Consider the following 25785-nt stretch of genomic DNA (forward strand, 5'->3'; position numbering starts at 1 on the left):
GGAGTAGCATGATGAGGAAAGTGGTTATCGCGGCGGGCGTGCTCGCTGCATCGACAATTGTCGCATCCGCCGCAACGTTGGACACGGTGAAGAGCCGCGGCACGCTGGTTTGCGGCGTCAGCGCCGGCTTTGCCGGCTTCTCCGCGCCGGACTCGCAAGGTAATTACCGGGGTCTCGACGTCGACTATTGCCGCGCGCTCGCAGCCGGCGTGCTCGGCGATGCCAGCAAGGTGCGCTACGTTTCGCTGACCGCACAGAACCGCTTCACCGCCCTGCAATCGGGCGAGATCGACGTGCTCTACCGCAACTCGACGCAGACGTACTTGCGCGGCGTCACGCTCGGCCTGCGCCAGGGACCGATCAACTTCTACGATGGCCAGGGTTTTGTCGTGAAGAAGGACCTCGGCGTCAAGGAGATCAAGGACCTCAAGGGCGCCACCGTTTGCGTCGCTCAGGGCACCACGCACGAAGTCACGCTCGGCGATTACGGCCGTGCCAACGGCATCGACTGGAAGCCGCTGGTGTTCGACCGCGTCGACACCATGTATCAGACCTTCTTCGGCGGCCGCTGCGATGCGATGACCCAGGACGCCTCCGCGCTCGCCGGCGCCGTGACCACCGCCGCGCCGAACCCGGCCGATTACGTCGTGCTGCCGCAGACCATCAGCAAGGAGCCGCTCGGCCCCTTCACCCGCAACGGCGACGAGGTCTGGAGCGACATCATCACCTGGCTGCATTACGGCCTGATCGAGGCCGAAGAGCTCGGCGTCACCCAAGGCAATGTCGAGGAGATGACGAAGTCGCAGACGCCCGCGATCCAGCGTCTGTTAGGTGCCTCCGGGGATCTCGGCTCCCGGCTCGGGCTCGACAACAAATGGCTGGTCACCGCGATCAAGGCCACCGGCAATTACGGCGAGATCTACGAGCGCAATGTCGGCAAGGCGAGCCCGCTCAAGCTCGATCGCGGCCTCAACGGCCTCTGGAGCAAGGGCGGCTTGATGTACGCGGTGCCGTTCAAGTAAATGTCTCCCGTGTCCCGGACGCGCCGCAGCGTGCAACGCTGCTGCGCAGAGCCGGACCCAGGAAGCCACGACTTTTAACGCCAAAAAGGATGGGCCCCGGCTCTGCAGCGCAATACATCGCATTGCGCTGCGTCCGGGGCACAAGACCACCCAGGTAGCCACCTTCAATGACGACGCCCCCACGCATCGCCCTGATCCATGCCCTCAAGCACTCCATCGCTCCGGTCGAGGCGGCGTTCGCAAAGGCGTGGCCGGCGGCGCGGCTGATGAACCTGCTGGACGACAGCCTGTCGGCGGATCTCGCCCGCGACGGCAAGCTCGACGATGCCATGACCGAGCGCTTCCTCGCGCTCGGCGACTATGCCGCGGCGACCGGGGCGAATGGGATCCTGTTCACCTGCTCTGCCTTCGGCCCCTGTATCGAGGCGGTCGCGCGCGCGCAGGCGCCGATGCCGGTGCTCAAGCCGAACGAAGCGATGATCGAGCGTGCGGTGACGATGGGCAGGCGCATCGGCCTGCTCTCGACCTTCCCGCCGACCCTGGTCTCGATGCCGCCGGAGTTTCCGGCCTCGGTCCAGGTCGTTCCGAAACTCGCCGAGGGCGCGCTGGCGGCGCTCGACCGCGGCGATCGCGCCACGCACGATCGGCTGATCGTCGAAGCGTCAAGGGACCTGCGCGATTGCGACGTCATCGCGCTGGCGCAATTCAGCATCGCCGCCACTGCTCCAGGGGTCGCGGAAGCCACCGGCCGTCCCGTCGTGACCACGCCCGACAGCGCGGTCGACAAATTGATGAACATGCTGAAGGCGAAAGCCTAAGCGCCGGTCTTCTTCCGACGCCGCGCGTCCTTGATCGCCACGGCGAGGGCCGCCTTCGTCTCGTTGACGAAATCCTCGACCAGTTCCTCGCGCGTGGTCTGTGCAGCCTCGCCGGTGAACAGGCCCTGCTCGGCCAGCATCACCACGCCGTGCAGCGCCGCCCAGATCTTGAGAGCCTGCCGTTCGCGCAAATAGCCGACGGCAGGTACCTCCAGGGCCTCGATCACGAGCGCAAACGTTTCGCGCGTGGCCTCGTGCAGCTCGCTGCCCTTGGCCGCACACGACACGGTACGAGACGCGAACATCAGGCGATAGATGCCGTTGCGGCGCAATCCGAAATCCAGCATGGCCTGCGCCAGCCGCGACAGCTTCGACTGCTTCGACGGTTTCGCCATCGCCGTCCGAAAGGTTGCGCTGAGCTGCCGGAACGCCTCCGCCGTCACCGCCGCAAGCAGCGCCTCGCGATCGGCAAAATGCCGGTACGGCGCCGGCTGCGAGACCCCGAGCTGCTTTGCCAGCGCCTTGATGCTGATCGCCTCGGCGCCGCCCTGCTCCGCCTCGCGTAGCGCGGCCTTGATCAGGGCGTCGCGGAGATCCCCATGATGATAGGTGTTTTCGGGCTTGCGGGCGAGTTGAGAGCGCATGTTGTGGCCAAGCCTACAAGTTTGCGCTTGACAGGGAAAGCCGGTCGCGAATGTAATAGCATATAACTTAAACCCTGCGGCAGATGCCGCGGATAAAATCGACACGAGGAACGCGCCGCCCTCCCGGGCCACGCGCATACGACCAAGGATGCCGCCATGACAGAGCGATTGAGGGTTCACGTCGACCCCGACAAATGCCAGGGCCACGCACGCTGCAAGGCACTCGCGCCGGAACTTTTCGAGCTCGACGAATTCGGCAACGCGCATGAAGCCGGCGACGGCACGGTCCCGCCCGGGCTCGAAGACAAGGCCTGGCTCGCCAAATCCAATTGCCCGGAAATCGCAATCGATGTGATCGAGGAGTAGCGCGGCCTCGCCGCTTGCGTCCTGTCAGCGACCACGAGCCAAGGATTTCCTGCCATGTCCGACGTCAGCCAGCCTGTCGCCCATCCGCCCGTCATCGACTGGGTCAACGATTTCGACCACACCGATCCGCAGTGGACGGAAGACCCGTTTCCGATCTGGGATGAGCTGCGTGCCGCAAGTCCGGTCGTGCACACCGACCGCTTCCTCGGCTGCTACATGCCGACGACCTATGAGGCCGTGCGCGAGATCGCCAACGACACCGAGCATTTTTCCTCACGCCGTATCATCGTCCGCGACGTGCGGCCGGAGATCGCCAGGAACGCAGCCCCTCCGATCACCTCGGATCCGCCCGTGCACAAGCCGGCCAAGCAATTGCTGCTGCCGCCCTTCACGCCGGATGCGATGAAGAAGCTGGAACCGCGGATGCGCGCGATCTGCAACGAGCTGATCGACGGGTTCATCGCCGACGGCAAGGTCGACGCCGCCGCTCGCTACAGCAAATACATCCCGGTTCGGGCGATCGCGCACATGCTGGGCATCCCCGAGAGCGACAGCGACCTCTTCATCAACTGGATCCACATGATCCTCGAGCTCGGCATCAGGGACGAGACCAAGCTGCTCCAGGCTGTGCAGGAGATGAGCGCCTATTTCAGGACGCATATCGAAGACCGCAAATCGAGGCCGACCGACGACCTCATCTCCTACCTGATGAACGCCAAGGACAAGGAAGGCCAGCCGCTGGAAGAGTCCCACGTGCTGGGCTCGCTGCGCCTGCTTCTGATCGCCGGCATCGACACCACCTGGAGTGCGATCGGATCTTCGCTGTGGCATTTGGCGAGGGTGCCGGCCGATCGCGAGCGGCTGATCGCCGAGCCCGCATTGATCCCGACCGCGGTGGAGGAACTGCTGCGCGCTTATTCCCCGGTGACGATGGCCCGCGAGGTCGTCAAGGACACCACCATTTCGGGCTGCCCGGTCAAGGCGGGCAACATGGTGCTGTTGTCCTTCCCCGCCGCCAATCGCGATCCCAAGATGTTTCCGGATGCTGACAAAGTCGTGATCGATCGCCGCGAAAATCGCCACGCCGCCTTCGGCCTCGGCATCCACCGCTGCGTCGGTTCCAATCTCGCCCGCATGGAGATGCAGGTTGCGCTGGAGGAATGGCTGAACCGCATTCCGGACTTCGCCCTTGATCCGGCAGGCACGGTGACCTGGTCGCAAGGCACGGTGCGTGGGCCTCGCCAGTTGCCATTTTTGCTCGGAAAGGCGATGTAAAGCCTTTCTAGACAGCGGAGAGGCCGGACGTGACGGAGCAAGCAACCCAACCGGCCTCTGACCACATCGACCTCGCCGATGCCAGGCGGCGGATCAAGGCGATCTTCATCGGCTCGATCGGCAATCTCGTCGAGTGGTATGATTTCTACGCCTACACGGCGTTCGCGCTCTATTTCGCGCCGGCCTTCTTTCCCGGCAACGACCCTGTCGTGCAGCAGTTGAACGTCGCCGTCGTGTTCGCGGCGACCTTCCTGATGCGCCCGCTCGGCGGCTGGTTCTTCGGCTATCTTGCCGACCATTTCGGCCGGCGCATCTCGCTGACCCTCTCGGTCGTCTTCATGTGCTTCGGCTCGCTGATCATCGCGCTGACACCGACCTATGCCACGATCGGCTTCGCCGCGCCGGTGATCCTGGCGCTCGCCCGCGTGATCGAGGGCCTCAGCCTCGGCGGCGAATATGGCGCCAGCGCCACCTATCTCAGCGAGGTCGCCGATCCCAGGCATCGCGGCTTCTATTCCAGCTTTCAGTACGTGACGCTGATCGGCGGCCAGCTCACCGCGATCATCGTGCTGCTGCTCCTGCAAAAGGTCTTCCTCACGCCGGAGGAGCTGAAAGCCTGGGGCTGGCGCATCCCGTTCGCGATCGGTGCGGCGCTCGCGATCTTTGCCGCGGTGATGCGGCGCGGCCTACATGAAACCGAGGCGTTCGAGGAAGCCAAGAAGGTGGTGAAGCCCACCGGCTCGATCACCAATCTCCTGCGCTATCCGCGCGAGCTCCTGCTGGTCGTCGGCCTCACCGCGGGCGGCACCGCGGCGTTCTACACCTTCACCACCTACATGCAGACTTTCGTCAAGCTGTCGGTCGGCTTGACCGAGGACCAGACCACGCTGGTGATCTTCGGCACCCTGATCTTCGCGACCATCCTGCAGCCGATCTATGGCGCGATCTCCGACAGGATCGGACGCAAGCCGCTTCTGATCTTCTTCGGCGTCGCCGGCACGCTTGCGACCGTTCCGCTGTTGATGACGCTGAAGGAGACCAAGTCACCCTTCGTCGCCTTCATCCTGATCTGCTGCGCCTGGCTGTTCGTCGCCGGCTACACCTCGATCAATGCGGTGGTGAAGGCCGAGCTGTTCCCGACCAATGTCCGCGCGCTCGGCGTCGGCCTGCCCTATGCGATCACGGTCTCGATCTTCGGTGGCACGGCGCCGGCGATCGCGCTCTACTTCAAGAGCATCGGGCACGAAGACTGGTTCTACTTCTATCTCAGCGCCATCATTTGCGTGTCGCTGATCATCTATTCCACCATGCGCGACACCAAGCATGCTTCCGCAATGCACCGCCACGAGTAGCCCATGTCCGACGACAACGAGCCGCCCGACACCAAGCTGACCCGCACCAAGGAGAAATGGGCGCGCGAGGGCCGCTTCCTCACCGGCAAGATCACGCGTCCGGAGGAGCAACGCCTGCCGCCGGGCCAGCACCTCACCAAGGATTGGCCGGTGCTCGACCTCGGCGTCGTGCCGCCGGTGTCGCGCGAGCGCTGGCGCCTCGACGTCTACGGCGCGGTCGAAACGCCGGTGTTCTGGACCTTTGCGGAGTTCGCGGCGCAGAAGCAGGCCCGCTTCACCTCCGACATCCATTGCGTCACCACCTGGTCGCGCTATGACAACGAGTGGGAAGGGCTTGCCACGCGCGAGCTGCTGGCCGCCTGCCAGCCGCGCGAGGACGCGCGCTTCGTGACGCTGCATTCCTACGACGGCTATACCACCAACCTCGCGCTGGAAGACTTCGCCGCGGAGGACGCGCTGCTCGCCCATAGCTGGTCCGGCCAGCCGCTGACGAAGGAGCATGGCGGGCCGGTGCGGCTGGTCGTGCCGCATCTCTATTTCTGGAAGAGCGCGAAGTGGCTCCAGGCCATCGAATTCCTGACCGAGGACGCGCCGGGCTTCTGGGAGGTCCGCGGCTATCATAACCGCGGCGATCCCTGGGCCGAGCAGCGCTATTCGAACGATTAGCATTCAAGCAAGAATCGGGGAAAGCCCATGCCGACGGAACGTTTTCAATTCACCGGCGAAGGCGGCCATCAGCTTGCGGCCGCGCTGGAATTGCCGGACGGCGAGCCCGCGGCCTACGCGCTGTTCGCGCATTGCTTCACCTGCGGCAAGGATACGCTTGCCGCCAAGCGCATCGCCGTCGCGCTCGCGGCCAAGGGTATCGCGGTGCTGCGCTTCGACTTCACCGGGCTCGGCTCCAGTGAGGGCGATTTTGCCAATTCGACATTTTCGTCCAACGTCGCCGATCTCGTCCGCGCTGCCGATCATCTGCGCAGCGTCAGCAAGGCGCCGTCGATCCTGATCGGGCACAGCCTCGGCGGCGCCGCGATCCTTGCGGCCGCTGGGAAGATTTCGGAAGCCAGGGCGGTCGTGACCATCGCGGCCCCCTCCGATCCCGCGCATGTGACCGGCCTGTTCAAAGAGCATCTCGACGACATCCGCGCGCAAGGCGAGGTCGAGGTCTCGCTTGCGGGACGCCCGTTCCGGATCAAGCGCGAATTCCTCGAGGACATCGCCGAGCACGAACTGATGAGGGATATCACCGGCCTGCACAAGGCGCTGCTGGTGATGCACTCGCCGGTCGACGACACCGTCGGGATTGACAATGCGACCAAGATCTTTGTGGCAGCGAAGCACCCCAAGAGTTTCGTCTCGCTCGACCACGCCGATCACCTGCTGAGCAGGCCGGCTGACGCGCTTTACGCGGCCGACGTGATCGCCGCCTGGGCCAGCCGCTACGTCGACACGACAAAACCCGCGAGAGCGATGGATCTCCCGGAGGAACCACGGAAGGTCGTGGTGCAGGAGACCCGCAAAAGCAAGTTCAACCAGGCCATCACCGTCGGTCCGCATCATCTGGTGGCGGACGAGCCCGTTGCGGCCGGCGGCGCAGATGCCGGGCCCGGCCCGTATGACTTCCTGCTCGCTGGCCTCGGGGCCTGCACGTCCATGACCATGCGCCTCTATGCCGACCGCAAGTCGCTGCCGCTCGACCGCGTCACAGTCACTTTGAAGCACTCCAAGATCTACGCCAAGGATTGCGCGGAGTGCGACACGCGCGAGGGCATGCTGGACCAGATCGAGCGCGACATCACCATCGACGGCGCGCTCAATGCCGAGCAGCGCAAGAAGCTGATGGAGATTGCAGACAAGTGTCCGGTGCACCGCACGCTGACGTCGGAGATTCGTATCGTGACGAAGGCGGTGGGTTAACGCGCCAGGCCATTGTTTGAGTATGATCTTGTCGGAAAACCGCTGCGCACTTTTCCGGATCATGCTCTAGAAGCACGAGGCCATCGTCCGCACGGCGGCGCTGATCTCGCTCTCGCGCCACGCCGCAAAGCCCAGCAGCAGGCCGTGATCTCGCGGCCGTCCGAGCGTCAGGCTCGACAAGGCGCGCGTTTCGACCCCTGCCTCGACCAGTCGTTTGACTGCTGCCTGATCGGCGCGGCCGCGCTTGAGGCGCGCCACGAGCTGGATGCCGCCCGAGGGCACCTCGACCGTGAGCACCTCGCCGAGATAGCGCTGCAGCCCCTCGACGAGATGATCGCGCCGCGCGTGATAGAGCCGGCGCATCCGCCGCAGATGTGCGAGGAAATGCCCGTCCGCAATGAACTCGGCCAGCGCGTCCTGGACGGCGCTGGCGGCGATCAGCCCGATATGCCGCTGCACGATCTCCAGCGTAGAGACCAGCGCCGGCGGCGCGACGAGATAGCCGAGCCGGATGTCCGACGTCATCGCCTTGGAGAAGGTGCCGACATAGAACACGCGGCCGTGGGCGTCCAACCCCTGCAACGCCGGTACCGGCCGGCTGTCATAGTGGAATTCGCCGTCATAGTCGTCCTCCACGATCCAGGTCTTGCCGGGCCTACTCAGCTTCAGAAACTCGGTGCGGCGGGCCAGTGACATCAGCCGCCCGGTCGGATGCTGGTGCGACGGCGTCATGAAGATCAGTGTTGGAGGCGCCAGGCCCGCCATCCGCTGCATCCCCTGTTCGTCCAGACCGATGCCGGTCACGCGCGCGCCGGACGCACGAAAGGCGGCCGCGGCACCGGGATAGCCGGGATCCTCGACCCAGACCTCGTCGCCGGGCGTGATGACGGCAGCCGCAATCAGGGTGAGCGCAGCCTGCGCGCTCGGCAGGATCAGGATCTGCTCCGCGTCGGCGCGAACACCTCTACCGGTCGCGAGGTAATGCGCCAGCGCCGCGCGCAAGCGCGGCCGGTTGACCGGACCGGGCTCACGCCTGGTTGCCCCCACGGCACTCCGGCGCAGGCAGCGCCCCCAGATTTCGTTCGGAAACTCTCTGGCGTCGCCATGCCCCGGACGCAAGGGCTTTAGCGGCGCCAGATAAGACATCGGCCAGTCCGTCTGCTCGAGCTTTGAGGCCCAAGGGGAGAGCCGCGGCTTACCGGAGCGCGGGCGCGATGCCGCTGCCCCTGCCGCATCCAACCGCCCAGCACCGTCCACGGTCACGACCGCGCGCCGCCCTTGCGACGCAGCCAGATAACCCTCCGCGGCGAGCTGCTCGAACGCGTAGGTGACGGTGTTGCGGGACACGCCGAGATCGCTCGCGAGCCGGCGGCTCGACGGCAGCTCATGGCCCTTACCAAGTCGACCACTCGCAATCAGGCTTCGGAGCTGCCCCGTCAGCCGCGCCGTCAACCCCTCGTCGTCGGCGCGATCGAGGTCGATCAGGCCCGCGATCATGGCCTCGGACACTGGCACCTCATTCTTCTCCAATCTGGCACTTTTTCAGGTGCCAAGCAGAATGCTATCCGCCGCACTGGACTGTTTCAAGGACCATCGAAATGAACGCCCTGTCCCCGCGCACCGCCGTCGGCCTGTTCCTCATCGTCGTGCTGGCATGGGGCGTAAATTGGTCGGTGACGAAACAGCTCGTCCAGTTCCTTCCGCCGCTGTGGACATCGGCGATCCGGAGCTGGATTGCGCTGGCTGGCTTGTTCGTGATCCTGGGGCTCAGCAACAATCTGGTGATTCCGGAGCGGCGCGACATTCCGGTGGTCCTCAGCGTCGCACTGCTGCACATGACGATCTTCTCAGTCCTGGTCGCGGCCGGCGTGCGCTTCCTGCCCGCGAGCAAGGCCATCGTGCTCGGCTACACCACGCCGCTCTGGGTCGCGATCGCCGCGCCCTTGCTCGGAAAGGACACGCTGACTGCGCCAAAAGTCGCCGGCGCCTTGCTCGGACTGGCCGGCCTTGCCGTGATCCTGAATCCCACCTCGATCGACTGGACCAATAGCAGCGTCGTGCTCGGCGCCGGCATGGTCATCCTGGCCGCGATTTCCTGGGCCGCGAACATCATCTACATCCGTGCGCACCGCTGGATCGCCTCACCGCTCCAGCTCCTGATCTGGCAAGTGCTCGTGGCGACGATCGTGTTGACGGGATCGGCGGTGGTCACGGACGGCCTGCCGCACGCCGAATGGTCGTGGCGGCTCGTCCTGCTGTTTCTGTACGCCGGCCTGATCGGGACGGCGCTGGCCTATTGGGCGATGTCGATGGTCAACAAGAGCATCTCGGCCCTGACGACGGCGCTCGGCACCACGGGAACGCCGCTCGTCGGCATTGCCAGCGCCGCCATCCTGCTCGGTGAGCCCGTCGATGTGAGTCTCGCCGTCGCGGCCGGGCTGATCGTCAGCGGCATCGGTCTTGCGACGCTAGGCGACCGGTTCCTGCGAAGTCAGGCTGTAGCGAGAGGCTGAACCCGCAGCCCGCCGCGCAGGCCTGCCGCAGTCCCGAGCAGGATGCCGGCGATCGCGACGAACGAGCCCAGCGCGAGGGTCGAGACGCCCGTGAGGCCCTGCCCGATCGAGCAGCCGAACGCCATCACGCCGCCGATCCCCATCAGCGCAGCGCCGGTGCCCGAGCGCAGCATGTGGCGTGGCGATGAATAGCCTTCGAGCTTGAAGCGGCCGGTGGCGAGCGCCGTCGCCAGGCTGCCGACGAAGACGCCGGCAACCGTCGCGATGCCGAAGTTGAGCGTCAGGCCGGTCGAGAGCATGGCGTATTGCAGGCTGTCGGCGATCGGCGCGATGAAGGTGAGCGAGGTCACCGGGATGGGATTGAAGTCGTCGGCACCGAGCCAGCCGGTCACGTACCAGCCGCCGGCAACGAGGAGGCCCACGATGATGCCCGCGACGATCTGGCCGGGCGAACGGCGGAACGCCGGATGCGCGAAAGCAAACAGCATCAACGCGACGACGATCGTGACGGTTGCGAGCGCGCGCGAAAGCGCCTCCGTGAGACCGAGCGTCGCCAGCAAGGACGGCAGCGAATTCGCGTTGACCGTGGTTTGCGAAGCCTGGACCAGCGCGATGCGCGCCGGCGCGATCAGGCCCTTGAGCGTCATCTGCGCGGCGATGGCCAGCACGACCACGACGACGAAGGAGCGGAGATTGCCGCGGCCGAGCAGCACCAGCGCGCGCGAGCCGCAGCCGTTCGACAGCACCATGCCGTAACCGAACAGCAGGCCGCCGATGAACAGCACCGGCACCGAGAACGACGGTTGCAGGTAGATCGTCTTGCCGAGATCGACCATGCCGTTGCCGGCGAGGAATTGGCTCGCGGCGATTGCGACCGCGATCGCCAGCGCATAGGTCCGCACCAGCCGCCCGTCGCCGTCGGCCAGCCAGCCGCGCATGCTGCTCATCAGGCAGAAGCCGCTGAGCAGGCCGACGGCGCCGTAGACGAGACCGATGCCGAGGCCGGCGAGGATGACGAGCAGGGAGGACGATTCCATGATTACGGCTTCAAAATCACCCGGTCGCGCGAGGAGCCGGCGACCGCCACATAGGCCTCCTTGGCGCGATCGAGCGGATAGACGGCGCTCGCTTTGATCGGGAACGGCTCCAGTTGGCCGCCGGCAAAGCCCGGGCCGAGATCGCGCAGCACCGCACCGGTCGCGGCCGAAGACAGGCCGAGCGTGTCGATGCCAACATAGGTGTGCTGGCCCCGATAGAATTCGAGGATGTTGAACTGCACGATGCGGTCGATCGCGGCAATCAGGATCTGGCGACCGCGCAAGGCGAGCGACTTGTGTGCCGCCTGGAAATAGGGATCGCCCACCGTATTGAAGACGATGTCGGCGCCTTTGCCGTCGGTCAATTCGCGCACGCGCGCGGCAACGTCGGTCGTGGAGGCATCGACCACCTCGATCGGGGCGTTGCTGTGGCCTTCATAGGCTTCCGCCTTGCGCACCACGCCGATGACGCGCGCGCCCTGCCAGGTCGCGATCTGCACCGCAGCCTGACCGACCTTGCCATTGACGCCGAACACCAGCACGGTCTCGCCGCTCTTCGGCACGCCGGCGCGGCGAAAACCTTCCATCGCGGTGACGAAGGGCACGCCGATGCCGGCGGCCTCCTCCCACGACAACGTCTTCGGCTTCTCGACGACCGCCTCGGCCTCGACCACGAGATGGCTGGCATGGGTGCCGTCGCGGCGGATCCCGAGATCGCCGGAAGAGCCGAACACCTCGCGGCCGGCGGTGCCTGCCGGCCCGTCGATGACGATGCCGGCATAATCGCGGCCCGGCGTGCGTGGGAACACGGCATAGGGCATCAGCCCGGTCGCGGCCTTGACGTCGGACGGATTGACGGCGGCGGCCTTCACCTCGATCAGGAGATCGTTCGGACCGCGCGTCAGCATTTGATGCTCGACCACCGGCGCAAGCGCGGCGGCGTTCTCGGCTTTGGCATTGAGGCGCACGCAGCGCGCTTCGACGGTTTTGGCATCGGCTGGCGACATGAAAAGACCCGCGATTTCTCGCGGGCCTTGTCGCCTCTGGGACCGGTCAAGTCAATCCGCCAAGTCGATCCGTCAAGTCAATCCGCCAAGTCGGTCCTTCCAATCAGTCCTTGGGCCGCTTGTCGTAGAGCCGCTTGGCCTTGCCGAGCGAGCGTTCCAGCGTATCCGGCGCGACCACCCTCACCCTGGAGCTGATCCCGATCGTGTTCTTGATGTGGGTCGAGATCCGGTCGGCGTGGTCGACGAGGCCTCGTCCGTCCCAGCTTTCGGACCGCGCCTCGGCGATGATGGTGAGCTCGTCCATGCGGCCTTCGCGGGTCAGCTCCAGGATGAAATGGCCGCCGCACCAATCGGTCGCGAGCAGCACCTCCTCGATCTGGGTCGGGAACAGATTGACGCCGCGCAGGATGATCATGTCGTCCGAGCGTCCCGTGACCTTCTCCATGCGCCGCATGCCGGGTCGAGCGGTGCCGGGGAGAAGCCGCGTCAAATCGCGGGTGCGATAGCGGATCACCGGGAACGCTTCCTTGGTGAGCGAGGTGAAGACCAGCTCGCCCTTCTCACCGTCGGGCAGCACCGCGCCGGTCTCGGGGTCGATCACCTCGGGGTAGAAATGATCCTCCCAGATGTGCAGGCCATCCTTGGTCTCGATGCATTCCTGCGCGACGCCTGGGCCGATCACTTCGGAGAGGCCATAGATGTCGGTCGCGTCCATGTCGAAGGCGTCCTCGATCTCGCCGCGCATCGCATTGGTCCAGGGCTCGGCACCGAAGATGCCGACCTTGAGCGAGCATTGGCGCGGATCGAGCCTCTGGCGCTTGAACTCGTCGAGGATCGCCAGCATGTAGCTCGGCGTCACCGTGATGATATCAGGGCGGAAATCATTGATGAGCTGCACCTGCCGCTCGGTCATGCCGCCGGAGATCGGCACCACGGTGCAGCCGAGCTTTTCCGCACCGTAGTGGACACCGAGCCCACCGGTGAAGAGACCGTAGCCATAGGCATTGTGAATGATCATGCCGGTCCGGCCGCCGGCGGCGCGGATCGATCGCGCCATCACGTCCGACCATGTGTCGATATCGGCCTGCGTATAGCCGACCACGATCGGCTTGCCGGTCGTGCCGGAGGAGGCATGCACGCGCACCAGCTTTTCGCGCGGCACGGCGAACATGTTGAACGGATAATTGTCGCGCAGATCCGTCTTCACCGTGAACGGATATTTCGCAAGGTCGGACAGCTCGCGAAAGTCGGACGGATGCACGCCGGCTTCATCGAACGCCTTGCGATAATGTGCAACATTGTCATAGGCGTGCTTGAGCGACCAGGCGAGCCGCTGCTTCTGCAGCGCCATGATCTCGTCGCGCGAGGCGCGCTCATGCGCGTCCATCTCGGCGCTATAGCCGCCGCCGTCTTTCAACCTCGTCAAAGCCATCCTCGCTTCCCCACAACATTGATTTGTTCTTTTCTTGGTTGGTTATTGCTCTTGTGTCGGCAGCCACGTGCCGGGAATGACGCGCGAGTGTCCGCGGAATTCCGCGATCACGGTGTCGCCTGCAGTGACGCGCACGTCATAGATGCCGGAGCGTCCGCCGCGCGTGATCTCGCGCGCCCTGGCAACGAGGCGATCGCCGAGCTTGCCCGGCTTGATGAAGGTGATCTGGCCCTGCGCGGCAACGACGCGGTCGTTGTGCGAGTTGCACGCAAAGGCGAAGGCGGAATCGGCGAGCGTGAAGATGAAGCCGCCATGGGCGATGCGCTGGCCGTTGACCATGTCCGGCCGCACCGTCATCGCCAGCGTCGCGAAGCCCGGACCGATCTCCACGATCTCCATGCCGAGTCCCTTGGAGGCATCGTCCTCCGCCCACATTGCGTCGGCGCAGGCGCGGGCAACATCGTCAGGCGACACAGCGGCTTTGAGGTTCACGCGCCTCTCCCGGTCAAATGCTTGCATATAATGTTCTGCTGGTTGGCCAGGACTGTCAAATAATGCGACGCATTTGCAACGTCAGGCACTGATACGCCCGCTCAGACATGGTCATAATCGACCACGACGCGCTCCGACGATGGCTTGGCCTGGCAGGTCAGGATGAAGCCCGCCTTCAGCTCCCACGGCTCCAGCGAATAGTTGATGTCCATCGGCGCTTCGCCTTCGACCAGCTTGGCGCGGCAGGTCGAGCACATGCCGCCCTTGCAGGCGAAGGGCAGATCGACGCCGGCGCGCAGCGCGGCATCGAGGATCGCCTCGTCCTCGGCCACCGGCACGTCGCGCCGCTTGCCGTCGATGATCAGCGATGCGATCGCCTTCGGCGGCGCGTCGGGCGCAACCAGCTTCTTTGGCCCGGGCTTGCCGCCGAATTCGGAGACGAAGCGCTCGACGTGGATACGGTCCTGCACGATGCCGAGCTCGCGGCACGTTGCCTCGATATCCTCGCTCATGCCAAGGGGACCGCAGACATAGGCGTGATCGACGCTTCCCGCCGGCACCAGCGAGCGCAGCAGCACCCTCACCTTGTCGCCGTCGAGCCGGCCATGCAGGATCGGGATATCCTGCTCCTCGCCGGAGATGACGTGGAAGATCGAGAGGCGGTCGATGAAGCGGTCCTTCAGCTCCTCGAGCGCTTCGAGGAACATGATGTTGTCGGTGCTGCGGTTGCCGTAGAACAGGAAGAAGCGGCTGCCCGGCTCGCGCGCGAGCACGCCCTTCACGATCGACAGGATCGGCGTGATGCCGGAGCCCGCGGCGAAGCCGACATGAACACGCGCGCTTTCTGCCGGCGGGACCACGCCGAAGCGGCCCGTCGGTGTCATCACGTCGAGCTCGTCGCCGCATTTGAGATCTTCGGCTGCCCAATTCGAAAACGCACCGCCGTCGACCTTCTTTACGGCGATGCGGATCTCACCGTCGTCAGGGCCGGAACAGATCGAATAGGAGCGGCGCACCTCTTCTCCATTCAGCGTGGTGCGGAGCGTCAGGTACTGTCCGGGCGTGAAGGCGTAGTCGCCGGCGAGTTCGCCCGGGATGGCGAAGGTCATGGAGATGGCGTCGGAAGCCTCGCGGCGGAGATCGTTGACGGCCAGGCGATGAAAGCGCGGTGCGGCTGCTGCTGACATGCTCAATGACACTTGAAGTAATCGAACGGTTCGCGGCAGGACTTGCAGCGCCACAGCGCCTTGCAGGAGGTCGAGCCGAATTCGGATAAAAGCTCGGTCTTGTCCGAGCCGCATTGCGGGCACGTGATGGTCTGCTCGCCGAACAGCGCGCGGCGCGAGTTCGAGGCTTGCGGCGGCGCAATACCATAGGCGCGCAGCTTCTCGCGTCCCTCCTCGCTCATCCAGTCGGTGGTCCAGGCGGGCGACAGCACCGTGTGCACCTTCGGACGGCTAAAGCCGGCGCGCTCCAGCGCCAGCTCGATCTCCAGCGCGATCATGTTCATCGCCGGACAGCCAGAATAGGTCGGCGTGATCGCGACCTCGACATGATCGCCGGCCAACGCAACCTCGCGGAGCACACCGAGATCGGCGATGGTCAAGACCGGGATCTCCGGATCGACCACGCTCGCCGCAGCGTCCCAGGCGCGCTGGCGCAGCTCGCTATCGCGCTCCAGCACGCTCACCATGTCTGCCCCGGGAAGGTGCGCTGCATCGATTGCAGCTCGGACAGGAGATGGCCGAGATGTTCGCTGTGCCGGCCCGTGCGGCCGCCCTGCTGCATCCAGTCGTTCTGCGGCAGCACCAAGGTGGCCTCGCTGACGACATCGGAAAGCGTCTGCAGCCAGCGACCGCGCAAGGTGCCGGGATCGGCGGCGAGACCGGCATGGATCAAAGCGCGTTCGGCCTCGTCGACGGCAAACATCTCGCCGGTGAAGGCCCAGAGGTGATCGACCGCGGCCTGCGCGCGTGCGTGGCTCTCGTCGGTGCCGTCGCCGAGCCGGATGATCCACTCCGAGGCGTGGCGCAGATGATAGGCACTCTCCTTCTCCGACTTGGCGGCAATCGCAGCCAGCGTCGCATCACGCGAGCTCATCATCGCGCGCCAGTAGAGGTCGGCGAACGCCGAATAGAAGAACTGCCGCACCAGGGTGTGCGCGAAATCGCCGTTGGGCTGCTCGACCAGCAGCAAATTGCGGTACTGCCTGACGTCGCGCAAGTAGGCGAGCTTGTCCTCGTCGTTATCCCTGCCTTCGACCTTGGCGGCGTAGCTGTAGAGCTCTCGCGCCTGGCCGATCAGATCGAGCGCGATGTTGGAGAGCGCCATGTCCTCTTCCAGCATCGGCGCATGCCCGCACCATTCCGACAACCGATGGCCAAGGATCAGCGCATCGTCGGCGCGGCGCAGCGCGTAGAGCACCGAAGGCGTTTCGGAGACCTCGATGTTGGCGGTCGCCATCACATGTGCCCCACTTCCTCGGGCACCTCGTAGAACGTCGGATGCCGGTAGATCTTGGATTCCGCCGGCTCGAACATCATGCCCTTCTCGGCGGGATCGCTCGCGGTGATCGCGGTCGACGGCACCACCCAGATCGACAGGCCCTCGCCACGCCTTGTGTAGATGTCGCGAGCGGCCTGCAGAGCCATGGTGGCATCGCTCGCGTGCAGCGATCCCACATGCTTGTGGGCGAGCCCGTTGCGGCTGCGAATGAAGACTTCCCACAGCGGCGTGTTCGGCGTGGCCATATCGATCTCCCTATTCGGCGGCTTGCGCGGTCTGGCGCTGTGCGCGCTTGGCGGCATAGGCTGCGGCCGCCTCGCGCACCCAGGCGCCCTCTTCGTGGGCCTTGCGGCGCGCGGCCATGCGGTCGCGATTGCAAGGGCCGTTGCCGGCGAGCACCTGCTTGAACTCGGTCCAGTCGATCTCGCTGTAGCGCCAGTGCCCGTCGGCATCCTGAATCATGCCGGGATCGGGAATGGTGAGGCCGAGATATTGCGCCTGCGGCACGGTGGCATCGACGAACTTCTGGCGCAGCTCGTCATTGGAGAAGCGCTTGATCTTCCATTTCGTCGAAGTGTCGCTGTGCTGGCTCGTCGCATCGGGCGGACCGAACATCATCAGCACCGGCCACCACCATCTGTTCAGCGCGTCCTGCGCCATCGCCTTCTGCTCGTCCGAGCCGCGGCACAGCGTCAGCATGATCTCGTAACCCTGGCGCTGGTGGAACGATTCCTCCTTACAGACCCGGATCATCGCGCGCGCATAGGGGCCGTAGGAGCAGCGGCACAGCGGGATCTGATTCATGATCGCGGCGCCATCGACCAGCCAGCCGATGGTGCCGATGTCGGCCCATGTCAGCGTCGGATAGTTGAAGATCGAGGAATATTTGGCTTTGCCTGCGAGCATCGCGTCGACCAGCTCTTCGCGCGAGGTGCCGAGCGTCTCGGCAGCGGCGTAGAGATAGAGGCCGTGGCCGCACTCGTCCTGCACCTTGGCGAGCAGCGCGGCCTTGCGGCGCAGCGTCGGCGCGCGCGTGATCCAATTGCCTTCGGGCAGCATGCCGACGATCTCGGAATGGGCGTGCTGGGAGATCTGGCGAGTGAGCGTCTTGCGATAGGCCGCCGGCATCCAGTCGTTCGGCTCGATGCGCTCCTCGGCATCGATACGGGCCTGAAACTGCGCGGCCCTGCCGGCGTCCTCCAGACCGCGGTCGTCGGTCTCGGCCGTGTTCAGCGCCTGGGTATACATGCGCATCCTCCCGATTGATTGGGAGAGAATATATAACAAGAATTACTTCATGCAAGATATTTCTGTAACATAAATCTCAAGCGCCAAACCTCCGTTCCAGCAGCTTTCGCGCCGGCGGCAATGGCCCCTTTTCGTTGGTTCCATGATCATCGAGCCATTGCTCGGAGGGAGCGAGCAGGGCGCGATAGATGTCGCCGCAAAGGTCACGGGCCGCCCTGCCCGGCCAGTCCGCCGGCAGCAATTCGCCCGGCAGCAAGGGATCACGCAGCACGACACGGCGATAATGGTGGATCAAGAGGATGCGCGCGGCGAAGGCGTCGGCCTCGGACAGATCCGTGCCGCGCGCGATCGCGGCGCGGAGCGGCTCGAACGTTTTCATGAATTTCAGATAAGCGTCCGCGGTGCGCTGCAGCGGCCAGCTCGCGCTGAGCAGACGGCGGCCGCTATCGTCTTCGGCGGAGACTTCCAGACGGATGGCGCCCGCGGCTTCGTCCGGCACCGGCACACCCGACGGCGCGACCCAGACGCCCGGCAGCGGACTGCCGAAGCCGGCGTTGCGAAGCGCCTCGCGGGAGACGTCACGGTCCTCGCCGTTGCCGATCAGGAGCAGCTCGAAGCGTCCGGTCCAGTCCGACGGCGGCGGATCGTAGATGTGGCGCGTGGCAGCTTCAAACGTCTGGCGTCCCTTGCCGGCAAGCCGGTAGAAACTGTTGCGGCCGACCTTTTCGCGCGTCAGCCAGCCATCGGCGGCAAGGCGCGACATTGCGGTGCGGACGACGCCGCTGTCGATATCCAGGCGTTGGAAGAATTCCAGCAGCGTGCCCAGCCACACGGATCCGCCGCGCGGCACGATGGCATCGCCGAACACGGTGATGACGATGGAGCCGGTGCGCGACGGTTCACGCTTGAGCTGGTCGATGATGCGGGAAAGCGGATGCGCCATGCGGCATGGCATAGCGCGTTTGGTGCGGGCGCGACAATGGATGGAAGCGACAATGCCTCCACTCCTTCTCCCCGTTTGGGGGGCCGCGACGAGCTTCGCTCGCGCTGAGAAGGTCGGGATGAGGGGGAGTCTCCGCGGAGTCGGCGAGAATTGGACTCGTGGAGAGTCTCCCTCACCCGGAATCTGCTTTTCGCAAATTGCGGCCTCTCCCCGCGAGCGGGGAGAGGCGAGAAATCACCTGTGCGGATCGGGATACACCACGCTGCGCCAGCCGCTGCGGTCGAACGGACGCCACTGGCCTTCCCTCTGTGCGAGGCGGTCGGCCACCGCATAGACCGCGGCCGGATGATGGCCCATGCCGCAATGGCTGCTCTCGATCTCGATGCTCTCGGTCTGCGCGCCCGATTTCTCCATGCAGCCTTGCCAGGCGCAGACGCCGTCGGTGCGGCTGAAGATGGCGGTGGTCGGCACCGGCGGCGGGACGGCAAGCTCGCCTCCGAACTGCGGATCGACCTCGTCGGACTTCCGTCCGCTCGCCCATTCATAGACGCGCCAGGCGTTGGTGGAGCGGGGATTGCCGGCGAAGGGGCTGCCGAGCGTAATCACCTGGCGCACACGCTCCGGCATCATCTTGGCGAGCTGGCGTGCATAGAGACCACCGAGGCTCCAGCCCACAAGACTGATCTTGCGGCTGTGATTGTCGCTGAGCTCCTGGACCAGATCGACCATCGCGTGCTGCACGCCATCGCGCAGGCCGTAATTGCGGCCCTGGCGCCAGCCGCTCACCGCATAGCCCTTGCCGGTCAGGAAGGTGCGCAGCGCGCGCGTGGACGCGTCGGAGGCGACGAGGCCCGGCAGCACCAGCACCGGATGCCCATCGCCGCGCGGCGCGAGGCTCAGCAGCGGCAGCGCGCCGAGGAATGCGCCGAACTCGTGGATCGCGCGCCCTTCCAGAAACATCAGAGTACGGGACGGCGGACGCAGCGTCTGGGCAGTAGCGGTCATCAATGGTCCCCTGGAAGAATTGCTGAAAAGGTGGCCGGACGAGGCCGGCAAATGCATGGAGATTCCAACTCGCCGGCTTCTTGATCGTTCCGCAGCGCAACATGAATCAGCTAGGCGGCCGGTTCCCGACATTCAAGCGGGAGAGATGCGGGGCGACAATAGGCCCGCGTGTGAATGCCACCGGCCGTGACGCAAAAGTCACAGCCATCTGAGCAGGGATTCTACGGAGTAGAGCGCGAGCCCGGCGAGGCCGCCGATCAGCGAGCCGTTGAAGCGGATGTATTGCAGGTCGCGCCCGATGTTGATTTCGATCAGCGAAATCAGCTGCGCCATATCCCACGCCTTGACCTGGTCGGAGATGAAGATCGAAACGCCGCTCTTCTGGTCGGCGACGAAGCTGCGCAACACCGTCACCAAGCCCTTGTTGATCTCGCCGCGCAGTTCGGCATCGCCCGCGAGCGCTTCGCCGGCCGCGACGAACATGCCGGCGAGATGATGCTGCAGCACCTGCGTCTCGCCGCTCGCGCTGCGCTCGATGAAGGAGCGCGTATTGGACCAGACGGTGCGGGCAAGATCCGCGAGCTCGGGCCGCGCCAAGAGATCGCGCTTCAAGCCGTCGATGCGGTCGATATAGGCCTGATCGGTGCCGAGCCGGTCGACGAAGCTCAGCACCATGCGGTCGAACTCGCCGCGGAACGGATGCTTGGGATCATTGCGCACCTCGTTGAAGAACGCGGTGGCGGACGCCACGATCTTGTTCACCAGAAACTTGTCGGCGCGATAGAGCCGGAGCAGGGTCGGCAACTCCGCGCGCACCTTCTCGCGGATCATCCCCATCGTCTCTTTCTGGTTCAGCGTCTCATGCATCACGCGCAGGAGATCGTCGAACAGGATCTGGTGGCGCCCTTCCGCCACGAAGCCGCGCAGCGTGCCGGCCGCGAGCGGCGCAAGGTCGATCGCCTGGAGCTGCGACGACATGCGGCGGATGATGAAGGTCATCAGGCCCGAGCTCTCCGTCGCAGAGACGGCCTCGGGCAACAGGCGTAGCGCAAAGCGCGCCAGATCGTCACTGCGCTTGCGATCACGCAGCCAGTCGGCGACGAAGGAGCCGAAATCGATCTCCTTCAGCTTGGCCTCGACCGGGCCGGCCTCGAGGAAATGCACCTGGATGAACTCGCCGAGCTTGTCGGCGATGCGGGCCTGATTGCTCTGGATGATCGCGGTGTGCGGGATCGGCAGGCCGAGCGGCCGCTTGAACAGGGCAACCACGGCATACCAGTCGGCGAGCCCGCCGATGGTCGCGGCTTCCGCGAAGGCGGCGATGAAGCCGAAGACGGGATGCACGTTCAAGAAGATCTTGGCGACTATGAAGAGCCCAAGCGTGGACGCCAGCACCAGCGTCGCCAGCGCCTTGACGCGGCGCAACTCGGCCGCACGTTCGGCATCGCCGGGAGTGTTGAAGGAGAAGGTGATAGGCGGAGTCATGAGGGATACTTAGCGCGTCGGTCTCTTCGTGTCCCGGACAAGGCGCAACGCGCAGCGCTGCGAGGCAGAGCCGGGACCCAGCATGGCCCCCGGGATCAGCAGTGCACCACGCCACCTGGACGATGCATCGCATCGCCAGGGGCGCGCTGCACTGCATCCGGGGAACGCAGCAGACAAAAACAAAAGGCCCGCCGAAGCGGGCCTCAAATTTCAGTTTGCACTCAGGGCGCCGGATCAGGCGGTCTTGTTGTAGACCTTGGCGAAATTGTCCTGAGCGGACTTCGCACCGTTGGCGGCGAGCTTGCCGAAATAGTCGGCGGTCGCCTTGGCACGCGAGACGAACACTTCGCCGCGCGAACGGAGCAGGCCCGACTGGATCTCGACGGCCTCGCTGAACGACTTGGCGGAAGCGAGCTTGTCGATGCTGGAGAAGAACGCCTCGGCGTCCTCGTAGATCGCCTGCTGGATATTGCGGCTGATCTTGCCGGCTTCAGTGACGGATTCGGTCACCGCGTTCTCGACGGCGGCGGTCACGCGCTCGGAACCGGCGAAAGCCTCGGCAGCACGGTCCTTGGCGGTGTTGGCGGTCTTCTTGACGAACTCGCGGGCGGCCTCGGGAACTTCCAGGTTCTGGATGTTCTTGAAAGCGTCCTTGAAGCCCTCGAAAGCGGTGTTGGTTTCAGTGGTCATGGGGTTCTCTCCATCCTCATTGGGTTGAGCTATGGGCTCACCCCGTCCGTATCGGCCCGGGGCACGTCCTATATGGCATAGTTAATTGTGCAATGCAATATCCATATTGCAGTGCGATATCACGAATTCGTGAACAGCCTTAATGGGAGGCACTTCGATGCCTCCCTGGCCAACGGGTTCTCAGCGGAGCTTCCGGCGCCGGCTGCCCGGCCCTTAGTGCTGCACCGCCCCCGGCAGCCCATAGGCCTCCATTTGGGCCTGAACCTGCGCGATGTTGTGGCCGAGCACCACGATATCATGGGTCTTGCCCTCGACGTCCCGGACGTGGTCGCGCAGCAACGCTTCGGCCTTGAAGCCGAGGCTCTCGAACAGGGCGATGGCGGCCTGCTGGTCGACCGTCATCTGGACCGAGAGCTTTTCCAGGCCCGCGCCAAGTGCGAGTGCAAAGGTCTCCTGCGACAGCGCCCGCCCCACTCCCTTGCCCCGCACATCGAGCGAGACCACCATCCGGATCTCGCCGACATGGGGCGACCATGAATGAGGATCGCGCACCAGCGTGCCGCAGCCGACGACCTTGCCGTCCCTGACCGCGAGCAGGCTTGTGATCGCGCCGCGCTCGATCTCCTTGACCCAGGCCGACAGCACCTTCGGCTCGCTGATGTTGCGCGGCAGGAACAGCAAATCGTGCGTCGGCAGGCCCTTGCCGAAGGCGAGCACCGCGGCTTCGTCTGAAGGTGCCATCAGGCGAATCTCGATATCGCCGGCGTCGGTCTTGACGTGACGCGGATAGGAACGCTGCTCGCTCATATCGATCTCTTTCCCAGCCAGGAATCCAGTTTCGGCCACAGCCGCTTCACGGCGTTGGCGCCCGCGACCAGCGAGACGTGACCGCCTTTCAGCATCACCTCTTCCTTGTCCGCAGATCCAATCTTCGTAATCAGGTGCTTGGCGGCCTCATACGGCACGATGTGGTCGTGCTCCGCCACCGCATGCAGGATCGGCACCTTGATATTCTCGAGCTTCGCCGCGCGGCCACCGACCGACATGGTGTCGTTGAACAGCTTGTTGTCCCACATCAGGTCCTTGGTGATGGTGCGGAAATACTCGCCGGCCAATGGCAGCGTATCGGTCGCCCAGCGGTCGAACATCCGGTAGGATTTGACGAACTCGTCGTTCCAGATGTTCTCCCAGAGCTGGATCTGGCTCACGGTACGCGAGGCCGGGCGCAGCATCTCGAACGAGGACAGGATCATCTCCGGCGGCACGTTGCCGACACTGTCGACGAGATGGTCGACGTCGAAATAGCGACGGTCGGAGAAGTTCGAGAACAGCTTCATCTCGCGGAAGTCGATCGGCGTGGTGAAGCAGATCAGGTTCTTCATCGGCCCGTCCGCGTGGATCGAGCCATAGAGCAGCGACAACACGCCGCCGAAGCAATAGCCGATGACGGAGACGTCCTGCTCGCCGGAGTCCGCCTGCACGCGGCGAACGCAATCCGGGATGAAGTCGAGGACATAGTCCTCCATCCGCAGGCTCTTCTCCTCCGGCCGCGGCGCGCTCCAGTCGAGCATATAGACGTCGTAGCCGCGCTTGAGCAGGAACTCGATGAAGCTCTGGCCGGGGACGAGATCGAGAATGTAGCCGCGGTTGGTGGTGGCCATCACGATCAGCACCGGTACGCGGTAGATCTCGTCCGACATCGGCCGGTAGTGATAGAGGCTCATCGTGCCGCGCGAATGCAGCACGTCCTTCGGTGTCGAGCCGAGCGAAGGGCCCGAGGTCGAGAAATATTCAACGCCCTTGATGCTGCGCTGGATGGCGCGCTGCACCTCGGACTGGATGCGCTCCGGGATGGATGCGAAATCGAGTCCCGTCGGCGCGTTCATGTCGGCTCTCCGTTCTCGGAGGGCGGACGCTTGGTGCGCGGCGGCCGCGGCGTGCCATCCAAGCCTTGCGCGATGCCGGAACTCGCCGCCATCTGGTTCAGCATCGACTTCATCTCGCCGATCTGGGCCTCGATCGACTGCAACCGCTCCGCAAGACCCGTGACCTGCTCCCGGCTCGGCAGGTTCATCGTGACGAGGTATTTCTCCATGAGCTCGCCGAGCTGCTTCTGAGCACCTGCAGCAACTCCGCCCGCACGGTTCATCGCTTGCGAAAATTCCGGCGACGACATGGCCTGATTGGCGAAAGAGTTGAACCCTTTCTCCATCTCACCAACCATCTTCTGCCACATGGCAACGGGGTCGTTGGTCTTGTCGGTCATCGGCGTCCTCCTGAAATCGAGAGCTGCGATGCCCTTCTTTTCTCGCCATACCACACCGTTGCGCGATGCCGGTCAACCGGCAAGCACGCCCGCCACTTGGCACGCCGCTTCTTTGAGACGGGAAACCGTGCGATACAGCATCGATCAGCAGGAGGGACCCGTGACCAGCCATCAGCCGCCCGACACCGTCCGCGCCAACGGCATCGACATCTGCTACGAGATCTTTGGCAACGACAATTCCGAGCCGCTGCTGCTGATCATGGGGCTCGGAGCGCAGATGATCCACTGGGACGATGCGTTCTGCGAGCAGCTTGCCGCGCGCGGTTTCCGCGTGATCCGCTTCGACAACCGCGATATCGGCAAGTCCAGCCATCTCACCGGCGGCAAGCGCCTGACGCCGCTCGAGCTATTGAAGCTGCGGTTCCTCAGGATTCCCGTCGCCGCGACCTACAGACTGATCGACATGGCGAAGGACACGGTCGGGCTGATGGATGCGCTCGGCATCAAGTCGGCGCATCTGGTCGGGGCATCCATGGGCGGCATGATCGCGCAGGAGGTGACTTTGTCGTTTCCGCACCGCGTCCGTTCGCTGACATCGATCATGTCGACGACAGGCAATCCGCGCATCCCGCCGCCGTCGCGCGAGGCTGCCGCGATGCTGATGGCGCCACCGCCGCGCAGCAAGGAAGAATTCATGGTCCGCTACGGCCAGACCTGGAAAGTGCTGCGAGCTGGACATTTTCCGGAGGAGGAAGCGCTGGACCCGGGTCGCGCCGAGCGCGTGTTCGCCCGCGGGCTCAATCCGGCCGGCGTCGGCCGTCAGCTCCGCGCCGTGCTGGCATCCGGCAGTCGCAAGGAAAGGTTGCACGCCGTGCAGACGCCGACACTCGTCATTCACGGCACCGTCGATCCGCTGGTGCGCCCCGAAGGCGGCAAGGACACGGCGGCGTCGATCCCGAATGCAAAGCTGCTGATGATCGAGGGCATGGGCCACGCGCTGCCGATGCGGTTCTGGCCGGAGATCATCGGCGCCATCGACAAGCACGCGCATGGCGCGGCGGCACAGGCCGCTTAACTCTTCCTCGCGATCCAGATCACGTGGCGCGCGCCGCCGCCTCTGCCGGTTGCGCGGACAGCGACTTCGTTGACGTACAAGCCGACGCGCTTGAGACGCTTGGTGAATGCGGGGTTGGGTCCGGACGACCACACCGCCAGCACGCCGCCCGGCCGCAGGGCCGTCTTCGCCGCCGTTAGCCCGCTCGCATTGTAGAGCGCGTCGTTGCCCCTTCGGGTCAACCCCTCGGGCCCGTTGTCGACGTCCAGGAGAATGGCGTCGTAGGCTGCGCTCTTCGCACGGATGATCTCGCCGACGTCGATTTCCCTTATGTCCACCCTGGGATCATCGAGGCTGTCGCCGAAGACCTCCGCCATCGGGCCTTTCGCCCAGCTCACCACCGCCGGCACGAGCTCGGAGACCACGATCTTCGCCTTGGGGCCAAGCACGGCGAGCGCCGCGCGCAAGGTAAAACCCATGCCGAGGCCGCCGATCAGAACGACGGGTTTTGCGACTTTCTCGATCTGCTTTGCGGCAAGCGTCGCGAGGGCGGCTTCCGACCCGGACAGGCGATTGTTCATCAGCTCGTTGGTGCCGAGCTTGATGGAGAACTCCTTGCCCCGTCGCATCAGGCGAAGCTCTTCGTCGGAGCCGGGGATCTTGGCGGTGTCGATTTTTTCCCAGGGAATCATGGGCGACGTTTAGCACGATCGG

Annotated in this window: 28 protein-coding genes; 9 read left to right on the top strand and 19 right to left on the bottom strand. The window is 64.9% G+C overall.

Going from position 1 to position 25785, the window contains the following annotated elements:
• Window positions 1-8: 8 nt before the first annotated feature.
• Window positions 9-1022 (top strand): amino acid ABC transporter substrate-binding protein, encoded by a 1014-nt coding sequence (locus RPS27_RS35625; RefSeq protein ID WP_212065304.1) that lies wholly within the window; start codon window positions 9-11, stop codon window positions 1020-1022.
• Between the two features lie 167 nt (window positions 1023-1189).
• The gene (locus RPS27_RS35630) at window positions 1190-1840 is read left to right on the top strand and encodes an aspartate/glutamate racemase family protein (RefSeq protein ID WP_212065305.1); all 651 of its coding nucleotides are present in this window, start codon (window positions 1190-1192) and stop codon (window positions 1838-1840) included.
• On the opposite strand, the gene RPS27_RS35635 is transcribed toward RPS27_RS35630, so the two are convergent.
• A complete protein-coding gene (locus tag RPS27_RS35635) occupies window positions 1837-2484 on the bottom strand; it encodes a TetR/AcrR family transcriptional regulator (protein ID WP_212065306.1) in 648 nt (215 codons plus the stop codon). The genes RPS27_RS35630 and RPS27_RS35635 overlap by 4 nt on opposite strands.
• Window positions 2485-2640: 156 nt before the next feature.
• Between RPS27_RS35635 and RPS27_RS35640 the strand changes: the two genes are divergently transcribed.
• Genes RPS27_RS35640 through RPS27_RS35660 form a run of 5 tightly spaced genes read left to right on the top strand, consistent with a single transcriptional unit; the run spans window position 2641 to window position 7394 of the window.
• Window positions 2641-2850 (top strand): ferredoxin, encoded by a 210-nt coding sequence (locus tag RPS27_RS35640; protein WP_100181354.1) that lies wholly within the window; start codon window positions 2641-2643, stop codon window positions 2848-2850.
• Window positions 2851-2904: 54 nt separating this feature from the next.
• Window positions 2905-4125, top strand: a complete 1221-nt coding sequence (locus RPS27_RS35645) for a cytochrome P450 (RefSeq protein WP_212065307.1) — start codon at window positions 2905-2907, stop codon at window positions 4123-4125.
• Window positions 4126-4154: 29 nt separating this feature from the next.
• The gene (locus tag RPS27_RS35650) at window positions 4155-5477 is read left to right on the top strand and encodes an MFS transporter (RefSeq protein WP_211417778.1); all 1323 of its coding nucleotides are present in this window, start codon (window positions 4155-4157) and stop codon (window positions 5475-5477) included.
• A gap of 3 nt (window positions 5478-5480) precedes the next feature.
• The gene (locus RPS27_RS35655) at window positions 5481-6143 is read left to right on the top strand and encodes a sulfite oxidase-like oxidoreductase (RefSeq protein ID WP_212065308.1); all 663 of its coding nucleotides are present in this window, start codon (window positions 5481-5483) and stop codon (window positions 6141-6143) included.
• Window positions 6144-6170: 27 nt separating this feature from the next.
• Window positions 6171-7394, top strand: a complete 1224-nt coding sequence (locus RPS27_RS35660) for an alpha/beta fold hydrolase (RefSeq protein ID WP_212065309.1) — start codon at window positions 6171-6173, stop codon at window positions 7392-7394.
• A gap of 66 nt (window positions 7395-7460) precedes the next feature.
• Here RPS27_RS35660 and RPS27_RS35665 read toward each other — a convergent pair whose 3' ends face one another.
• The gene (locus RPS27_RS35665) at window positions 7461-8891 is read right to left on the bottom strand and encodes a PLP-dependent aminotransferase family protein (protein WP_211418302.1); all 1431 of its coding nucleotides are present in this window, start codon (window positions 8889-8891) and stop codon (window positions 7461-7463) included.
• A 101-nt stretch (window positions 8892-8992) separates the two neighbouring features.
• Here RPS27_RS35665 and RPS27_RS35670 point away from each other — a divergent pair, with 101 nt between their 5' ends.
• On the top strand, window positions 8993-9907 hold the full coding sequence (locus tag RPS27_RS35670; protein WP_212065310.1) for a DMT family transporter: 915 nt from the start codon (window positions 8993-8995) through the stop codon (window positions 9905-9907).
• Here the strand turns inward: RPS27_RS35670 and RPS27_RS35675 are convergent.
• The 16 genes from RPS27_RS35675 to RPS27_RS35750 all read right to left on the bottom strand — a co-directional run bounded on the left by RPS27_RS35675 (window position 9886) and on the right by RPS27_RS35750 (window position 24017).
• Window positions 9886-10944, bottom strand: a complete 1059-nt coding sequence (locus tag RPS27_RS35675; RefSeq protein WP_212065311.1) for a YeeE/YedE family protein — start codon at window positions 10942-10944, stop codon at window positions 9886-9888. The two genes, RPS27_RS35670 and RPS27_RS35675, sit on opposite strands and share 22 nt — an antisense overlap.
• A gap of 2 nt (window positions 10945-10946) precedes the next feature.
• Window positions 10947-11951, bottom strand: a complete 1005-nt coding sequence (locus RPS27_RS35680) for a zinc-binding alcohol dehydrogenase family protein (protein ID WP_212065312.1) — start codon at window positions 11949-11951, stop codon at window positions 10947-10949.
• Between the two features lie 103 nt (window positions 11952-12054).
• Window positions 12055-13383: a phenylacetate--CoA ligase PaaK gene (paaK, locus tag RPS27_RS35685; protein ID WP_212065313.1), complete on the bottom strand. Its 1329-nt coding sequence runs from the start codon at window positions 13381-13383 to the stop codon at window positions 12055-12057.
• A gap of 42 nt (window positions 13384-13425) precedes the next feature.
• Entirely contained in the window at window positions 13426-13875 is a 450-nt protein-coding gene (gene paaI / locus RPS27_RS35690; RefSeq protein WP_211417785.1) for a hydroxyphenylacetyl-CoA thioesterase PaaI, read from the bottom strand.
• 101 nt (window positions 13876-13976) lie between these two features.
• Window positions 13977-15062, bottom strand: coding sequence for a 1,2-phenylacetyl-CoA epoxidase subunit PaaE (gene paaE, locus RPS27_RS35695; RefSeq protein WP_313755001.1), 1086 nt, complete (start codon window positions 15060-15062; stop codon window positions 13977-13979).
• 2 nt (window positions 15063-15064) lie between these two features.
• The gene (paaD, locus tag RPS27_RS35700; RefSeq protein WP_194406988.1) at window positions 15065-15568 is read right to left on the bottom strand and encodes a 1,2-phenylacetyl-CoA epoxidase subunit PaaD; all 504 of its coding nucleotides are present in this window, start codon (window positions 15566-15568) and stop codon (window positions 15065-15067) included.
• Entirely contained in the window at window positions 15562-16338 is a 777-nt protein-coding gene (gene paaC / locus RPS27_RS35705; RefSeq protein ID WP_212065315.1) for a 1,2-phenylacetyl-CoA epoxidase subunit PaaC, read from the bottom strand. The genes paaD and paaC overlap by 7 nt, the downstream gene beginning before the upstream one ends.
• Window positions 16338-16625, bottom strand: a complete 288-nt coding sequence (gene paaB, locus RPS27_RS35710; RefSeq protein ID WP_008136594.1) for a 1,2-phenylacetyl-CoA epoxidase subunit PaaB — start codon at window positions 16623-16625, stop codon at window positions 16338-16340. Before paaB ends, paaC begins: the two co-directional genes overlap by 1 nt.
• Window positions 16626-16635: 10 nt before the next feature.
• A complete protein-coding gene (paaA, locus tag RPS27_RS35715; RefSeq protein WP_211417790.1) occupies window positions 16636-17628 on the bottom strand; it encodes a 1,2-phenylacetyl-CoA epoxidase subunit PaaA in 993 nt (330 codons plus the stop codon).
• A gap of 76 nt (window positions 17629-17704) precedes the next feature.
• Complete coding sequence (gene paaX / locus RPS27_RS35720) at window positions 17705-18571, bottom strand: phenylacetic acid degradation operon negative regulatory protein PaaX (RefSeq protein ID WP_212065316.1); 867 nt, start codon at window positions 18569-18571, stop codon at window positions 17705-17707.
• 234 nt (window positions 18572-18805) lie between these two features.
• The gene (locus tag RPS27_RS35725) at window positions 18806-19576 is read right to left on the bottom strand and encodes an alpha/beta hydrolase (protein ID WP_212065317.1); all 771 of its coding nucleotides are present in this window, start codon (window positions 19574-19576) and stop codon (window positions 18806-18808) included.
• Between the two features lie 198 nt (window positions 19577-19774).
• Window positions 19775-21061: a DUF445 domain-containing protein gene (locus tag RPS27_RS35730; protein ID WP_212065318.1), complete on the bottom strand. Its 1287-nt coding sequence runs from the start codon at window positions 21059-21061 to the stop codon at window positions 19775-19777.
• A gap of 234 nt (window positions 21062-21295) precedes the next feature.
• Window positions 21296-21751, bottom strand: coding sequence for a phasin (locus RPS27_RS35735; protein ID WP_211417793.1), 456 nt, complete (start codon window positions 21749-21751; stop codon window positions 21296-21298).
• A 213-nt stretch (window positions 21752-21964) separates the two neighbouring features.
• A complete protein-coding gene (locus tag RPS27_RS35740) occupies window positions 21965-22558 on the bottom strand; it encodes a GNAT family N-acetyltransferase (RefSeq protein WP_194406981.1) in 594 nt (197 codons plus the stop codon).
• The gene (locus RPS27_RS35745; protein WP_211417794.1) at window positions 22555-23637 is read right to left on the bottom strand and encodes a PHA/PHB synthase family protein; all 1083 of its coding nucleotides are present in this window, start codon (window positions 23635-23637) and stop codon (window positions 22555-22557) included. The genes RPS27_RS35740 and RPS27_RS35745 overlap by 4 nt, the downstream gene beginning before the upstream one ends.
• A complete protein-coding gene (locus RPS27_RS35750) occupies window positions 23634-24017 on the bottom strand; it encodes a hypothetical protein (RefSeq protein WP_212065319.1) in 384 nt (127 codons plus the stop codon). Before RPS27_RS35750 ends, RPS27_RS35745 begins: the two co-directional genes overlap by 4 nt.
• Before the next feature lie 160 nt (window positions 24018-24177).
• Between RPS27_RS35750 and RPS27_RS35755 the strand changes: the two genes are divergently transcribed.
• Window positions 24178-25092: an alpha/beta fold hydrolase gene (locus RPS27_RS35755; protein ID WP_212065320.1), complete on the top strand. Its 915-nt coding sequence runs from the start codon at window positions 24178-24180 to the stop codon at window positions 25090-25092.
• Here RPS27_RS35755 and RPS27_RS35760 read toward each other — a convergent pair.
• The gene (locus RPS27_RS35760) at window positions 25089-25763 is read right to left on the bottom strand and encodes a spermidine synthase (protein WP_212065321.1); all 675 of its coding nucleotides are present in this window, start codon (window positions 25761-25763) and stop codon (window positions 25089-25091) included. The two genes, RPS27_RS35755 and RPS27_RS35760, sit on opposite strands and share 4 nt — an antisense overlap.
• Window positions 25764-25785 lie beyond the last annotated feature (22 nt).

The organism is Bradyrhizobium sp. WYCCWR 12699 (genome assembly GCF_032144035.1).
GTDB lineage: Bacteria > Pseudomonadota > Alphaproteobacteria > Rhizobiales > Xanthobacteraceae > Bradyrhizobium.